Annotated in this window: 16 protein-coding genes; 7 read left to right on the top strand and 9 right to left on the bottom strand. The window is 69.8% G+C overall.

What is annotated here, in order from left to right; genetic code table 11:
- Positions 1 to 49 precede the first annotated feature (49 nt).
- On the bottom strand, positions 50 to 1,486 hold the full coding sequence (locus AAFO60_RS01130) for an RNA polymerase sigma factor (protein ID WP_347954312.1): 1,437 nt from the start codon (positions 1,484 to 1,486) through the stop codon (positions 50 to 52).
- 212 nt (positions 1,487 to 1,698) lie between these two features.
- On the bottom strand, positions 1,699 to 2,505 hold the full coding sequence (gene ppgK / locus AAFO60_RS01125; RefSeq protein WP_347954311.1) for a polyphosphate--glucose phosphotransferase: 807 nt from the start codon (positions 2,503 to 2,505) through the stop codon (positions 1,699 to 1,701).
- A gap of 70 nt (positions 2,506 to 2,575) precedes the next feature.
- Here ppgK and AAFO60_RS01120 point away from each other — a divergent pair, with 70 nt between their 5' ends.
- Positions 2,576 to 3,481: an inositol monophosphatase family protein gene (locus tag AAFO60_RS01120; protein WP_424326208.1), complete on the top strand. Its 906-nt coding sequence runs from the start codon at positions 2,576 to 2,578 to the stop codon at positions 3,479 to 3,481.
- Positions 3,482 to 3,516: 35 nt separating this feature from the next.
- Here the strand turns inward: AAFO60_RS01120 and cei are convergent, their stop codons facing one another.
- Positions 3,517 to 4,200, bottom strand: coding sequence for an envelope integrity protein Cei (gene cei / locus AAFO60_RS01115; RefSeq protein WP_347954310.1), 684 nt, complete (start codon positions 4,198 to 4,200; stop codon positions 3,517 to 3,519).
- A 291-nt stretch (positions 4,201 to 4,491) separates the two neighbouring features.
- Here cei and AAFO60_RS01110 point away from each other — a divergent pair, with 291 nt between their 5' ends.
- Positions 4,492 to 4,791 (top strand): DUF4193 domain-containing protein, encoded by a 300-nt coding sequence (locus AAFO60_RS01110; RefSeq protein ID WP_347954309.1) that lies wholly within the window; start codon positions 4,492 to 4,494, stop codon positions 4,789 to 4,791.
- A 103-nt stretch (positions 4,792 to 4,894) separates the two neighbouring features.
- On the opposite strand, the gene AAFO60_RS01105 is transcribed toward AAFO60_RS01110, so the two are convergent.
- The gene (locus AAFO60_RS01105; protein WP_347954308.1) at positions 4,895 to 5,410 is read right to left on the bottom strand and encodes a DUF3093 domain-containing protein; all 516 of its coding nucleotides are present in this window, start codon (positions 5,408 to 5,410) and stop codon (positions 4,895 to 4,897) included.
- Positions 5,411 to 5,485: 75 nt separating this feature from the next.
- On the opposite strand from AAFO60_RS01105, the gene dut reads away from it, so the two are divergent.
- Both dut and AAFO60_RS01095 read left to right on the top strand, forming a co-directional pair.
- Positions 5,486 to 6,031 carry a dUTP diphosphatase gene (gene dut / locus AAFO60_RS01100; RefSeq protein WP_347954307.1) on the top strand — a complete coding sequence of 182 codons (546 nt, stop codon included), beginning with the start codon at positions 5,486 to 5,488 and terminating at the stop codon, positions 6,029 to 6,031.
- Positions 6,028 to 6,930 carry a DUF3710 domain-containing protein gene (locus AAFO60_RS01095; RefSeq protein WP_347954306.1) on the top strand — a complete coding sequence of 301 codons (903 nt, stop codon included), beginning with the start codon at positions 6,028 to 6,030 and terminating at the stop codon, positions 6,928 to 6,930. Before dut ends, AAFO60_RS01095 begins: the two co-directional genes overlap by 4 nt.
- Here the strand turns inward: AAFO60_RS01095 and AAFO60_RS01090 are convergent.
- Entirely contained in the window at positions 6,904 to 7,620 is a 717-nt protein-coding gene (locus AAFO60_RS01090) for an alpha/beta hydrolase (protein WP_347954305.1), read from the bottom strand. The genes AAFO60_RS01095 and AAFO60_RS01090 overlap by 27 nt on opposite strands.
- A gap of 72 nt (positions 7,621 to 7,692) precedes the next feature.
- Between AAFO60_RS01090 and AAFO60_RS01085 the strand changes: the two genes are divergently transcribed.
- Complete coding sequence (locus tag AAFO60_RS01085; protein WP_347954304.1) at positions 7,693 to 8,067, top strand: OB-fold nucleic acid binding domain-containing protein; 375 nt, start codon at positions 7,693 to 7,695, stop codon at positions 8,065 to 8,067.
- 131 nt (positions 8,068 to 8,198) lie between these two features.
- Here the strand turns inward: AAFO60_RS01085 and AAFO60_RS01080 are convergent, their stop codons facing one another.
- From AAFO60_RS01080 to AAFO60_RS01065, 4 genes are all read right to left on the bottom strand, one after another.
- Positions 8,199 to 9,359 (bottom strand): globin domain-containing protein, encoded by a 1,161-nt coding sequence (locus AAFO60_RS01080; RefSeq protein WP_347954303.1) that lies wholly within the window; start codon positions 9,357 to 9,359, stop codon positions 8,199 to 8,201.
- Between the two features lie 11 nt (positions 9,360 to 9,370).
- Complete coding sequence (locus AAFO60_RS01075; RefSeq protein ID WP_347954302.1) at positions 9,371 to 9,862, bottom strand: RrF2 family transcriptional regulator; 492 nt, start codon at positions 9,860 to 9,862, stop codon at positions 9,371 to 9,373.
- Positions 9,863 to 10,031: 169 nt separating this feature from the next.
- A complete protein-coding gene (locus AAFO60_RS01070) occupies positions 10,032 to 10,694 on the bottom strand; it encodes a potassium channel family protein (protein ID WP_347954301.1) in 663 nt (220 codons plus the stop codon).
- A gap of 2 nt (positions 10,695 to 10,696) precedes the next feature.
- Positions 10,697 to 11,359: a potassium channel family protein gene (locus tag AAFO60_RS01065; RefSeq protein ID WP_347954300.1), complete on the bottom strand. Its 663-nt coding sequence runs from the start codon at positions 11,357 to 11,359 to the stop codon at positions 10,697 to 10,699.
- A 78-nt stretch (positions 11,360 to 11,437) separates the two neighbouring features.
- On the opposite strand from AAFO60_RS01065, the gene AAFO60_RS01060 reads away from it, so the two are divergent.
- Positions 11,438 to 13,519, top strand: coding sequence for an APC family permease (locus tag AAFO60_RS01060; RefSeq protein WP_347954299.1), 2,082 nt, complete (start codon positions 11,438 to 11,440; stop codon positions 13,517 to 13,519).
- Positions 13,516 to 14,793: a class I SAM-dependent RNA methyltransferase gene (locus tag AAFO60_RS01055; RefSeq protein ID WP_347954298.1), complete on the top strand. Its 1,278-nt coding sequence runs from the start codon at positions 13,516 to 13,518 to the stop codon at positions 14,791 to 14,793. The genes AAFO60_RS01060 and AAFO60_RS01055 overlap by 4 nt, the downstream gene beginning before the upstream one ends.
- Positions 14,794 to 14,805: the final 12 nt, after the last annotated feature.

Genomic DNA, 14,805 nt, shown 5'->3' with positions numbered 1-14,805 from the left:
GAACGGACGAACCCCGGGCGACAGATCCTGTCGCCCGGGGTTCGGGTTGCTAGTCCAGATAGTCTCGCAGGACCTGCGAGCGGCTCGGGTGGCGCAGCTTGCTCATCGTCTTCGACTCGATCTGACGGATGCGCTCGCGGGTGACGCCGTAGACCTGGCCGATCTCGTCCAGGGTGCGCGGCTGCCCGTCGGTGAGGCCGAAGCGCAGCCGGACCACGCCCGCCTCGCGCTCGGAGAGCGTGTCGAGGACGTCCTGCAGCTGATCCTGCAGCAGGGTGAAGCTGACGGCGTCGACGGCGACGACGGCTTCGGAATCCTCGATGAAGTCGCCGAGCTGGCTGTCGCCCTCGTCGCCGATCGTCTGGTCGAGGGAGATCGGTTCACGCGCGTACTGCTGGATCTCCAGCACCTTCTCGGGCGTGATGTCCATCTCCTTGGCGAGCTCTTCCGGCGTCGGCTCGCGGCCCAGATCCTGGAGGAGTTCGCGCTGGATGCGGCCCAGCTTGTTGATGACCTCGACCATGTGCACCGGGATGCGGATGGTGCGGGCCTGGTCGGCCATCGCGCGGGTGATGGCCTGCCGGATCCACCAGGTGGCGTACGTGGAGAACTTGTAACCCTTGGTGTAGTCGAACTTCTCCACCGCGCGGATCAGACCCAGGTTGCCTTCCTGGATCAGGTCCAGGAACGCCATGCCGCGGCCGGTGTACCGCTTGGCCAGCGAGACGACCAGGCGCAGGTTCGCTTCGAGCAGGTGATTCTTGGCGCGGTTGCCGTCGCGGGAGATCCACGACAGGTCGCGGCGCTGGGCCACCGAGAGCTTCTCGCCGGCATCCATGATGCGACGCAGCCGCTCGGTCGCGAACAGGCCGGCCTCGATGCGCTTGGCGAGTTCGACCTCCTCCTCGGCGTTCAGCAGGGCGACCTTGCCGATCTGCTTGAGGTAGGCGCGCACCGAGTCGGCGGAGGCGGTGAGCTCGGCGTCCTTGCGAGCCTGTCGCAGGGCCTCGGACTCGTCCTCGTCCCAGACGAAGTCCGGCTTGGCCTCGGCTTCCTTCTTCGCCTTGGTGGTGCGGCCCTTGGTGGTCTTCGCCGCGGGCTTGTCGTCGTCATCATCGTCGTCGTCATCGTCGACGATGAGATCGCTGTCGGCGAGATCGATCTGCGAGTCGTCGACGTCGTCGAGGCCCTCGCCGGTCTCGTCGATCTCGGTCTCGTCGACCGACGGGTCGGCCGCCTTGGTGCCGGCGCGCTTGGTCGCGGTCTTCTTCGCGGCGGTCTTCTTGGCCGCGGTCTTCTTCGCGGCGGTCTTCTTCGCCGCCGTCGCCTTCGCAGCGGTCTTCTTCGCAGCAGCCTTCTTGGCGGGGGCCTTCTTGGCCGGCGCCTTCTTGGCGGGGGCCTTCTTTGCGGGAGCCTTCTTGGCTACCGGAGCTTCGTCGGCTCCGGTGGCTTCAACTGCTGCGTCGGTGGACTTGCTGGTTGCCACTTACAACCTTTCGACAGAACGAACGCGCGGCACGGCTGGGCGAGTCCCGAGGGGGACCGGTGTGCCGTGGGCGAAGGGGCTTGAGGGCTCGGTGCGGGACCGATGCGTTCCATTGTAACGACATCGCTGTCGCGAGCACATGCGCATGCCCGTCTCCAGTCCCGAATCGTCGCCCCTCCGGCCGCGTGCGCCGACCCGCCTGAACCCGACGATCAGAACGAAAGCCCCTCGTCGACGGCCATTGCGGCGCCGACGATGCCTGCCGTGTTGCGGAGCCGGGCGGCCACGACGGGCGTGTCGTTGGTCAGCAGGGGGATCCACTGGTCGGCCTTGCGGCTGATCCCGCCGCCGACGATGAACAGGGACGGGGAGAAGATGGCTTCGTAATGAGTCAGGACCTTCGAGACCTTCTTGCTCCACTTGGCCAGCGACCACCCCTTGTCTTCGCGGACCTTGGCGGAGGCCTGGTGCTCGGCCTCCTTGCCGTCGACCTCGAGGTGGCCGAACTCGGTGTTCGGCACCAGCGTCCCGTTGTACAGCAGCGCCGACCCGATGCCGGTGCCGAAGGTCAGCAGGATGACGGTTCCCTCGGTGCGGCCCACGCCGCCGCCGAAGCGGTGCTCGGCGATGCCCGCCGCGTCGGCGTCGTTGAGCACGCTCACCGGTCGGCCGCCGAGGCGTCCGCTGAACAGCGAGTACAGATCGGTGCCCAGCCAGGTCTCGTCGATGTTCGCCGCCGACCGCATGACGCCGCCGCGCACCACGCCGGGAACGGTCAGCCCCACCGGGCCGGTCCACCCGAAGTGGTCGACGATCTCGACGACGGTGTCGGCGACGGCCTCGGGGGTGGCGGGCCGAGGGGTGTCGATCCGATGGCGGTCGCCGACGAACTCGCCGGTGCGCAGATCGACGATGGCGCCCTTCACCCCGGACCCGCCGATGTCGACCCCGAAGCCCAGATGCGAGGACGGGCTCGTCGTGTTGTCGGAGGCCAAGAGGGTGACACGCGCATCGGACATCGGTGTGGTCCGCCTTTCTGGGCAGGTGCAGACACCGGGTGGGTCTCCCGGCACACCCTAGACTCTAGGTGTGACGTTCCCTGGAGACCCTGTTCCGTCCGAAGCCGCCGTGTCTGCGCCGATCCCCGATGCCGGTGAGCTCGCGCTGATCGCTCGGCGGGTCGCCGAGCGGGCCGCCGAGCACGTTCGGCACCGCCGGGGCGAACTGTTCGCTCCCACGGGCACGCGCACGGCCGACGCGTCGGTGTCGGCCAAGTCGACGCCGACCGATCCGGTGACCGTGGCCGACACCGAGACCGAGGCGCTGGTGCGTGAGCTGCTGCACGCCGAGCGGCCCGGCGACGAGGTCCTGGGCGAGGAGGCGGGCGGATCGCTGACCGTCCCGACCGGAGTGCGGTGGGTGGTCGACCCGATCGACGGCACCGTCAACTTCCTGTACGGCGTGCCCGCCTACGCGGTGTCGGTGGCGGCCCAGGTCGACGGTCGGTCGGTGGCCGGCGCGGTCGTCGACGTCGCGCGCGGGGTGACGTACTGGTCCTGGTCGGGCGGGGGTGCGTGGGCGGCCGGGCTGACCGCTGAACCGGTTCGCCTGCAATGCAATCCGATCAGCGACCTGTCGCTGGCGTTGATCGCGACCGGCTTCGCCTACAGTCGGCGGCGCCGCGAGCGGCAGGGGGCGTTGATCGCGCAGATGCTGCCCCGGGTCCGCGACATCCGGCGGGTGGGCGCGGCGGCGCTGGATCTGTGCATGGTGGCCTCCGGTGCGGTCGATGCACACTTCGAGCACGGACTGAGCCCGTGGGACTGGGCGGCGGGCGGGCTGATCGCCGCGGAGGCCGGTGCCGTCGTCACGCTTCCGCCCGCCGACTCGCGCTCGGCCGACGGGCACGTGACGATCGCGGCCGCGCCCGGCATCGCCGCCGCCTTCGAGGCAGCGCTCGGCGCCGCAGACGGACTGTCGACGATCGGGGAGTAGCAGGCGGGGGAGTAGCAGGCAGGCCCGCCCTTCGCTCAGCAGGCCTGGTGGTGCACCGCTTCGATCAGGGAGCGGTCGATCGCCGTCTTGGGGTTCTTGGGGTCGACGGACCGGAGGGCCTCCAGCGCGGCCTGCGTGTCCTGGGTGGGGCGGCCGTCGGTGTAGTACTCGCCCAACGCCAAGTCGACGTCGGTCCCGCGCCTGCCGTCGTTGACGAGTTGGGCGCACGGGGCGGCGAGCCAGACGGCGGCTGCTCCGGCCTGTCCGGCCTGACCGAACCGGATCTGCGCGACGCAGTGCAGGTTCCGGTCGGGGTACACGGTGTCGTCGCCGTAGGCGGGATCGGCGGGAGTGAACCCGGAGGCGACGAGGTCGTCGCTCGTCGAGCGGGCCGCGCCCCGGGACGCCGCCGAGTTCAACACGCGCACACGGAAGGTCGTCAATCCGGCCGGCGCCACGCTGAGCATGTCGGTGGCGCTCACCGGCGTCAGCGAGGGCACTGCCGGGGCGGGACCCCCGGCGGTCGGGGAGGCGGCCACGGGGAGGTTGCAGTCGGTGGGGCGTGCCTCGGCGCCGCCGCGGGTCAGCGCCACCGACCAGGCGGTGATCGCCGCGACCGCGAGCACGCCCACGACGATCAGTGCGGGCATCAGGTGGCGACGTCGGAAGGGGCGTCCCCTGACATCGGTGGTGTAGCCGGTGGCGATCTTGGAGACCACGATGCTTCGGTGCCTTCCTTCCGGGGACGGGGGTCTGCCCAACTCTAGAGCGCCGACCCCGAGCTGTTCGAACACGACGCGCCGAGTGCCGACATAAGTCAGCTTCGGTGCCTCTGAACTGGCGATTCTCTCGTTGGTTGACTTTGCTGTCGAGCACACCTAGAATTCGGGCGCCCAACAACATCGTCCGGCGATGTGAGGACGGGGGGAGTGAGGCCACAAGTGTGTGCTCCCCAAGCAAGCCACAACAGCAATCCGCAACCCACCTAGAGAACCCAGGTTAGGCAAATTATGGCAACCGATTACGACGCTCCGCGCCGCAGCAACGACGACGACATCGCGGAGGACTCGCTGGAGGAGCTGAAGGCTCGTCGCAATGAAGCGAAGTCCGCCGACGTGGATGTCGATGAAGGCGATACCGCCGAATCGTTCGAGTTGCCGGGCGCGGATCTGTCGGGCGAGGAGCTCTCGGTGCGGGTGGTGCCGAAGCAGGACGACGAGTTCACATGCTCGAGCTGCTTCCTCGTGTACCACCGGAACCGACTCGCCGAACAGCATGGCAGTCAGATGATCTGCGTCGACTGCGCCTGATAGATCACCGGAAACGATAGGTCACCGGAAACGATAGGCCACCGGAAACGGTAGGTCGCCGGAAACGCAGAAGCGCAGATCAGCGGACACGCCGCGCGGAGCCTCAGCTCTGCGCGGCGTCCTGCTTTCCGGGGTCGGCGCCCGCATCGCCCATGCCCAGGGCGGCGAGGACCTGGTCGGGGTGGCGCGTCGAGACGAGCCAGTAGGGCGTGGGGTCGTCGGGGTCGTCGAGTACCACGAGCACCATCGTCTTCACCCAGGCGCGGTGCAGCACGTAGGCGGCGGGGTCGAGCTGGCGTCCCATCGCGGCGCTGCGCTGGGAGGCGGCGATCGCGGCACCGCGCGCGATCACCTCGGCGGGCAGAACCGCCTTCCCCGCGTGCAGGGAGCCGTCGGCGTCGACGCGGACCGGGGTGCGACCCATGGAGAACAGCATCCAGGCGATGAGAACGGCCAGAATCGGGTAGGCGATGGCGCTCCAGGGCTGCCGGTAGGCGGCCAGCTGGATCTCGTAGCCGAGAAGCGCGGTGATGACCGCGCCGGCGAACCACCACCACCAGGGAACGAAGAGCTGTTCGCGGTAGCGGTCCGGTGCGGGAGTCGGGGCTGCTTGTGTCACGTCCACCAGCGTAGTGCGGTGGCACCCCGGTGAGCCTTCCGGGTGACGGGGGAGCGACCGCAGTAGGCTGCGGGGGTGACCACGTCTGTGCCGCCCGATACGTTCCCACCCCTGCGGATCCGTCGTCTGGATCCCGACCTGCCGCTGCCTACTCGCGCACATCCCGGTGACGCGGGAATCGACCTGTTCGCGGCCACCGATCTGGTGCTGGCGCCGGGCCGGAGGCAGCTCGTCGGCACCGGCATCGCCATCGCGCTGCCGCCGGCCACCGTCGGCCTGATCCATCCGCGCTCGGGCCTGGCTGCGCGCGCGGGTCTGTCGATCGTCAACACGCCCGGCACCATCGATGCCGGCTATCGGGGCGAGATCAAGGTGTGTCTGATCAATCTCGACCCCGAGGCGCCGATCACGATCACCCGCGGTGATCGGATCGCGCAGTTGCTGGTCCAGCGCGTGGAGCTGCCGGAGGTCCTCGAGGTCGACGAGCTCGACGACACCGAGCGCGGTGCCGGCGGCTACGGGTCGAGCGGCGGCCATGCAGTGCTCGATACACCAGTGCTCGATACAGCCGGGCTCGACACAGCGGCGCAGGATCGATCCGGAACGGAGGGAGAACGATGACTACGACTGGCAAGCATGCGATCGGCGACAACGCGGGTCCCTACGACATCGCCGAGGTGAGCACGCCTCCCGGTGAGCTCGCGAACTCCCACCTCGATCTCGGGTCGATCCTGATGCCGGTGGTGGAGGGCGGTCAGGTGACCGTGGAGATGTCGGCGACCCACGAGCCGGAGGCGGTGTACCTGGTGACGCCGGTGGGCCGGATCGGCCTGCACGCCTTCGCCGCCCCGCGCAGCGGCGGCCTGTGGCGCGAGGTGGTACGGGAGCTGGCCGAGTCGCTGCGCGCCGAGGGCGCCCAGACGGCCGTCGAGGACGGCCACTGGGGCCGCGAGGTGATCGCTCGCGTGCCCGGCGGCAGCCATCGGTTCATCGGGGCCGATGGATCGCGATGGATGATCCGCTGCGTGGCCAGCGGCCCCGAGGAGAGCGAGGTGCAGTTGGCGCAGTTGGCGCGCGCCGTGCTGGCCGAGACCGTGGTGCGCCGTGGAGACGAGCCCTTCCCGCCGCGCGAGCTGCTGCCGATCGTGCTGCCGCCGGTCCTCGCCGAGCAGGTGGCGGCCGCGCAGCAGCAGATGGCCGAGCAGGCGGTGACCGAGTCGGGGATGGATCCGGAGACCGGGGCCTTCCCGTCGCAGCCGTTGTCGGCCGCACCGACCGCCGCCGGCGGGGGCGAGGCCGAACCGGTCGACGTGGTGCCCGGCGGCGCCGTCGAACAGAGCGCGTCGGCGACGGTCTACTCCGACCAGGAGACGGCCGGTGCGGTGGTCGAGCCCGAACCCGAGGTCGCCGTCACCGACGAGGCGTTGGAGGCCGACCAGGAAGCAGTCGAGTCGGACGCGCCGGAAGCCGCACCCTCGCGCGGTTCGGCGATGTCACGGTTCCGCAGGCGTCGCCGCTGAGCTCGCGGCGCGCCACGCCGTCAGACAGGCCTCGCCGAGCAGATGCTCGGCGAGGCCGAACTCGGTGAGGGGGACCTCGCGCACGGCAGCGTGCGGGGCCGCGTGCGCCCAGGCCCGTCCGACTGCGGCGGGGTGCAGCGGATCGTCCGGCGCCACGGCGATGCCGACGGGGACGGGCAGGGCGGCGAGCTGATCGAGGTTGGGTGCGGTGTGCCCGGCGGCAGCACGCAGTTGGCCGACGAGCCCGCGGGACGCCAGGGCACGCCAGGACCGGGACAGCTCGTCGGCGAGCCACGCCGGACTGGTCGCGATCATCGAGGCGATCGTCGGCTCGAGGCCGTCGCGTTCCACCGAGTCGGCGGTGAGCCGCGCCGAGAGCGCGGCCATGCAGTCGCCCGGCGCCCCGGTCCACGGCGGCAACGCTGCGAGCACCCCCGTGCATCGGTCCGCGAGGGGCGACTGCAGAACCCAGTCGAGGGCGATGACGGCGCCGATGGAGATGCCGCCGACGATCACCTCGTCACTGTCGGCGGCGAACTCGTCGAGTTGCCGCCGATAGCCTCCGACCAGGTCGGATTCCGGTTCCAGGGCGACCAGCCGGGCGCCCGCGGCGGGCGCTGCGGTGCCGAACACGCGGGCGGCGAAGTCGGCGTCGGACCCGGTGCCGGGCATCACGATCACTGTGGGCATACATCGATCATGCCTCGGTAGTATCGTGGGCCGTGCAAGTGAGTTCGGCAGTGACGTTCCGCGGAGGATGGAATGGCTAATTCGGGTCTGCTCAAGAGGCTCGGACGGATGTTGACCGAGGATCTCGACGACATCGAGGACGATCGCATCCAGCGAGAGTGTCAGGCGCACGGCGCGCAACGCGCAGTCGACTGCGAGCGCGGCGACGAGGCGACGATGGTCGGCGAGTTGAGGTCGGTCGAGACCTGCTCGAAGACGACCAAGACGGGCGTCGTCGCGGAGTTCTTCGACGGGACCGACACGGTGATCCTGAAGTGGATGGGCCGCAACCGGATTCCCGGCATCGAACCCGGCAGGCGGCTGACCGTCCGCGGTCGGGTGGCGAACTCCGACGGAATGAAGGTCATGTACAACCCGTACTACGAGTTGCACGCCGCCGACGAGTAGACATTCGGCCCTGGCCGAGCATCAGCCCCGACTGGGCATCGACCCTGACTGAGCATCGGCCCTGACCGAGCATGAACGGCCTCAGCCGCCCGGATGACCGGGCGGCTGAGGCCGTTCTGCGGTGCGGCGACTCAGTGGAAGGCGCCGAAGGCCTCGAAGTGGATGCGATCGGCGGGCACGTCGCGCCCGAGCAGCGCCGAGCGGATCGCGCCGAGGAAGCCGGTCGGGCCGCACAGGAGCGCCACCGTGTCGGGGGCGATGTGCACGTCGTCGATGTTCATCAGGCCGATGCGGGTCGCGTCGTCGGTGGCCAGCCCGTGCTCGTACCACTGGACGAGTTCGGCGCCGGGCAGCTGGTCGACGAGTTCGGCGAGGTCGCCGCGGTGCGGCTGCCTGCTGCGCGAGCGGTCCGCGTGCAGCACCGTCACCGGACGGGTGTCGCCGGTGGCCACCATGTGGTTGAGCAGGCCGATGACCGGCGTGCAGCCGATTCCCGCCGAGGCCAGCAGCAGCGGCTCCTCGCCCTCGGGGAGGGTGAGATCGCCGAAGGGCATGCTGACCCGGACGATGTCGCCCTCGAAGACGTTCTCGTGCAGGTAGCCGGACAGCTCGCCGTCGAGCTTGACGCTGATGTGCCAGGCGGGATCGGCGGTGGAGCCGGTGAGGCTGTACTGCCGGATCTGCTTGGCGCCGTCGGCCATCGGCGCCTGGATCGAGATGTACTGGCCGGGCACGAAGCTGTTCAACGGCGAGCCGTCGACGCTCTCGAAGGTGTAGCCGACGGCGTCGGGGGAGAGCTGGTTGCGGGCGCTGACCCGCACCGACTGCCACACGTCGCCCGGCTCCACTCCGGCCTGGGCGTAGAGCTCGTTCTCCTTGCCGATCAGGACGTGCGCCATCTCCCAGTACAGCTCATCCCAGGCGGCGGCGACCTCGGGGGTGACGGCCTCACCGAGCACGTCGACGATCGCGGCGAACAGGTGCTCGTGCACGATCGGGTACTGGTCGGCGACGATGCCCAGCGAGGCGTGCTTGTGGGCGATCCGGTCGATGATGAAGCGGAGTCGGGCCGGATCGGGCTCCAACTGCAGGCGGGCGAAGCCGGCGACCGCCTGGGCCAGCACCTGGGCCTGTCCGCCGCTGCCCTGGTTGGCACGGTTGAACAGGTCGCGGAGCAGCTCCGGGTGAGCGGTGAACATCCGGTCGTAGAACCGCGGGGTGATCTCCGGCAGGGCGCCTTCGACGGCCGGGATGGTGGCTTCGAGCACTCGCTTGGTTTCCGACGAGATCATCGAACTACTCCTCACTGGACTTCTGTGGACTTCATTACGGCCGCCGGGGCCACGGAATCGATGGTCGGCGGAGTTCGGGGCAGGAGCGTCAGCAGTTGCGCTCCGGTGGGATCGGCGATCAGGTCTTGGACCGTGAGCCGATCGAGGCTGCTGTAGAAGGCGTCCTGGGCGGCGGCGAGGGCCCCGCGCAGGCGGCACGCCGATCGCAGCGGGCACGGGGTGGCGCCTTCGCAGTCGACGATCGCGTCGTCGCCTTCGAGGTGGCGGGCCAGCCAGCCGACGCCGGCGCGGGGGCCGAGCTCGGTGATCGCCAGACCGCCGGAGCGGCCGCGACGCGAGTGAACCACGCCGAGCTCGGCGAGGCGGCTGACGACCTTCGCCACGTGGGTGTAGCTCAGGTGCAGATCGTCGGCCAGCTGCCGTGAGGTGTGCGTGGATTCCGGATCGGCCGCCAGCGCCATGACGACGCGAAGACCGATGTCGGTGAACCGGGTCAGTTGCATGAACTGATCAGAACATAATCGGAACCCGAGACTCCAATTAATGTGTCGGACGTCTCATGACCTGCATAAATGCCTCGATTTCGGGACGGAAAGAGGTCATTTCAGAGGTCGAAGAGGAGACCAAAGTCCCTGGTCTACTACAGGCTGTAGGAGGTAATCGGGGCGCCCGTCAGACGGGGGCCTTGATCGTGCGATGGAGTTCGGCCTCGGTCTCCTCGGGGGCGATGAAGACCAGCTCGTCGCCGACCTCGAGCGAGTCGTCGGCCTGCGGGACGATGACCCGCTTGCCGCGGATGATCGCGACCAGCGCCACATCGCGGGGGAGCTGAAGGCGTCGGACCGCCTTGCCGGCCAACGGGGTGTCGTCGGGCAGCGTCAGCTCGACCAGGTTGGCCTGCCCCTGGCGGAAGGTCATCAGGCGGACCAGGTCGCCGACGGTCACCGCCTCCTCGACCAGCGAGGCGAGCATCCGCGGGGTGGACACGGCGACGTCGACGCCCCAGTCGTCGTTGAAGAGCCATTCGTTGCGCGGATCGTTGACGCGGGCCACGACGCGGTTGACCGCGAACTCCGTGGTCGCCAGCAGGCTGACGACGAGGTTGGCCTTGTCGTCGCCGGTGGCGGCGATCATCACGTCGTAGGTCTGCAGGCGGGCCGCCTCCAGGTCCGACAGCTCGCACGCATCGGCGTGGACCCAGCCGGCCCCCGGCACGGCGACCGGATCGATGTGCGTCCGGTTCCGCTCGAACAGCGTCACCTCGTGGTGGTTGATCAACAATTCGCGGGCGATGGCGCGGCCGACGGCCCCGGCTCCGGCGATGGCGACTTTCACGACTACTCCCGGGGCATCTCGGCGCCGGCGACGGCGCGGGCGTTATCGACATTCGAGGCCAGCGCGGCGATGTACAGCACGTCGTCGTCCTGGATGACGGTGCGCGGCTCGGGCAGCACCGTCTGACCCATGCGCGACAGGAAGGCCACCCGCGCGCCGGTCAGTTCTTGGAAACGGGTGGCGTCGGTGCCGACCCAGGACTCGTGGAAGTCCAGGACGGCCATCACCACCGAGCCCGACGGATCGTGCCAGACCGGGGTGCTCGAGGTCTCCCCGAGGGCGGCCACGAACCGTTCGGTGGTCCACGGCACCGTCGCCACCGTCGGAATGCCGAGGCGCTCGTAGACGGCGGCTCGTTTGGCGTCGTAGATGCGCGCGACGACCCGCTCGACGTCGAACATCTCGCGGGCCACCCGCGCGGCGATGATGTTGGAGTTGTCGCCGGAGGAGACGGCGGCGAAGGCGTCGCAGTCGGCGATGCCCGCCTCGTTGAGGACGTCGCGGTCGAAGCCGACGCCGCAGACGGTCCGACCGCGGAAGCCTTCGCCCAGTCGTCGGAACGAGGCCTCGTCTCGGTCGATGACGACCACGTCGTGGCCGAGGCCGGACATCGCTCCGGCCAGTGCCGATCCGACGCGGCCGCAACCCATGATGATTACGCGCACGGTGATCGAGATTACTGCCCGCCGAAATTATTCGCACCCTGGTGGGTACGGGGGCCGTGCGGGCCTTAGTGTTGCGGAGTGTCCACGATGTCGAAGGTGTCGGTCGCGACGAAGAGGCTGCTGCTCGGTCGCCCGTTCCGCAGTGACCGTCTCGGTCACACCCTGCTGCCGAAACGGATCGCCCTGCCGGTGTTCGCCTCGGACGCCATGTCGTCGGTGGCCTACGCGCCGCAGGAGATCTTCCTGGTCCTGTCGATCGCCGGGATCAGCGCCTACGCGCTGGCCCCGTGGGTGGCCGTCGCCGTCGCCGTGGTGATGGTGGTCGTCGTCGCCAGCTACCGCCAGAACGTGCACGCCTATCCCTCCGGTGGCGGCGACTACGAGGTGGCCACCGTCAACCTCGGATCCAACGCCGGCCTGACGGTGGCCTCGGCCCTGCTCGTCGACTACGTGCTGACGGTCGCGGTGTCGGTGACCTCGGCGGCCGAGAACATCGGCTCGGCCGTACCCTTCGTCCACGAGCACAAGGTGCTCTTCTGCGTGGCGGGCATCGCCCTGCTGGCGGCGGTCAACCTGCGCGGCATCAAGGAGTCGGGCGCGGTGCTGGCGCTGCCGACCTACGCGTTCATCGTCGGGGTGCTCCTGATGCTGCTCTGGGGCGCGGTCAAGATCTTCGCGCTCGGCGACGAGGTGCAGGCTGAGACCTCGCAGTTCGGCATCGTCGCCGAACAGCCGCACCTGATGGGGCTGGCGATGGCCTTCCTCGTCGCGCGGTCGTTCTCGTCCGGATGTGCCGCACTGACCGGTGTCGAGGCCATCAGCAACGGGGTGCCCGCCTTCCGTAAGCCGAAGTCGCGCAACGCGGCGACCACCCTGCTGCTCCTGGGGTCCTTCTCGATCGCGCTGCTCCTCGGGATCGTCATGCTCGCTCAGCAGATCGGCGCCAAGTACGTGCTCGATCCGGCCAAGGATCTCACCGGCCTGCCGAACGGCTATCAGCAGAAGTCGATCCTGGCGCAGTTGGCCGAAGCCGTCTTCCGCGGCTTCCCGCCCGGCTTCTACTTCATCGCCGTCGTCACCGCCCTGATCCTGTTGCTGGCCGCCAACACCGCCTTCAACGGCTTCCCGGTCCTGGGGTCGGTGCTCGCGCAGGACCGCTACCTGCCGCGACAGCTGCACACGCGCGGCGACCGCCTGGCCTTCTCCAACGGCATCGTCTTCCTGGCGCTGGCCGCGATCGCCTTCGTGGTGGCCTTCGGCGCCGAGGTGACCTCGCTGATCCAGCTGTACATCGTGGGCGTGTTCGTCTCGTTCACGCTGAGCCAGACCGGCATGGTGCGCCACTGGACGCGCCACCTGAAGACCGAGACCGACCCGGACGCGCGTCGCCGCATGCAGCGCTCGCGGGTCATCAACGCCATCGGCATGGTGATGACGGGCACGGTCCTGATCGTCGTGCTGCTCACCAAGTTCACCGCGGGCGCCTGGATGGCGATCCTGGCGATGGTGCTCCTGTTCGGCCTGATGAAGCTGATCCACCGGCACTACTCGGCGATCGAGGAGGAGCTCGAGACGGCGGAGGACTCCGATGAGGTCCTGCCCAGCCGCAGCCACGCGGTGGTCCTGGTCTCGACCCTGCACCTGCCCACCCGCCGCGCCATCCGCTACGCCCGCGCCACCCGGCCGGACTCGATCGAGGCGGTGACGGTGAACGTCGACGACCGCGACACCCGGATCCTGGTCGGCGAGTGGGAGGACAGCGACATCACGGTGCCGCTCAAGGTGCTGGCCTCGCCCTATCGCGAGATCACCCGGCCGATCATCAACTACGTGCGCCGCGTGCGCCGCGAGTCGCCGCGCGACGTGATCACCGTCTTCATCCCCGAATACGTCGTCGGACACTGGTGGGAGCAGATCCTGCACAATCAGTCGGCGCTGCGCCTCAAGACCCGCCTGCTCTTCGAGCCCGGCGTCATGGTGACCTCGGTGCCCTGGCAGCTCAACTCGTCCGAGAGCCGCGCACGCCGAGCCGAGTCGAAGTACCTGGCACCGGGTTCGGCCCGCCGCGGCTTCGCCGGAGCCGACCAGCAGGGCAGGCAGGCGGCCGACGGGCGGAGCGAGCCGGCGATGCCACCGAAGGATGGAGACCAGCGGCGATGACGGCGAACGAACGATCGGTGCAGGTGCAGGTCACCGGCTTCGCGAACGGCGGCGCGGGCATCGCCCGACGCGACGGTCGCGTGGTCTTCGTCGAGGGCGCACTGCCCGGCGAAGAGGTGATCGCACAGCTCACCGACGACTCCCACGCCGCCTACGCCAAGGCCCGGGTGACCCGGGTGGTGGCACCCGCGCCGCAGCGGATCGAGCCGCGTTGCCCGGCGGCCGCGGCCGGCGCAGGCTGTTGCGACCTCAGCTTCGTCGAACCCGACTACGCCCGCGAACTCGGCGCGCAGACGCTCGCCGACGTCCTGCGCCGGATCGGCGGCTTCGACTTCGCCGATCTCCCCGCACCCGCCGTGGCGCCGCTGTCGGCCGACCCCACCGGGTGGCGGATCCGCACCCGCCTCGCCGTCGACGGCCGCGGCCGCGTCGGACTGCGTGGCCGGCGATCGGCCGAGATCATCACCGAGCCGTGTGCCGGACCGGTGCCCGGCCTGCTGGCCGACGCCGACCGTCTCGGTGCCGAACCGGGCACCGAAGTGGTGCTGGTCGCCGATGCCGACGGCGCACGGCACGCCGGGGAGCTGGCGGCACCGGCCCCGCCGCGCCGAGCACGCGGTGGCGGCGACCGACGCCGGACCCAGCGTTCGCGCGGCGCCCGGAGCGCACCGCGCACCCTGCGGATGCTCGCCGGCGACGAGTCGGTGACGCATCGGGTCGGGGACCGGCAGTGGGAGATTCCGGTCACCGGCTTCTGGCAGGCTCATCGGGCCGCGCCGGCCGCCTACACGACGACCGCGCTGGAGATGCTGGCCGCCGTCGGCGTCAGCGGGCCGGTGCACGCCTGGGACCTGTACGGCGGCGCGGGCGTTTTCAGCGCCGCCCTGCTCGACGGCGGCGCCGCTCACGGCTTCGAGGTCACCGCCGTCGATCTCGTCGACACCGACCCGGGCGCGCTGGCCGCCGCGGCGAAGACCCTCGGCGACGACCCGGTGCGGGCCCATCGCGGCGCGGTCGCCGACCTGCTGACCGGGCTGACCGCACCGCAGATCGTGATCAGTGATCCGCCCCGGTCGGGCTCGGGGCGGCAGGTCGTCGATGCGATCGCCGCCGCCGGCCCCGCGGTGATCGTCCACGTCGGCTGTGACGCCGCCTCCTTCGCGCGCGACCTCGGGCGTTACGTCACACACGGATACCGGGTGCGTCAGTGGCGTGGATTCGACGCATTCCCGATGACCCACCACCTGGAGGCCATCGCCGTTCTCACTCGCTGAACGCGAGTCCGT

Source organism: Gordonia aichiensis (assembly GCF_039946255.1).
GTDB lineage: Bacteria > Actinomycetota > Actinomycetes > Mycobacteriales > Mycobacteriaceae > Gordonia > Gordonia aichiensis_A.
Note: the sequence above shows the minus strand (reverse complement) of the source record. Positions and strands in the feature narration are given on the sequence as shown.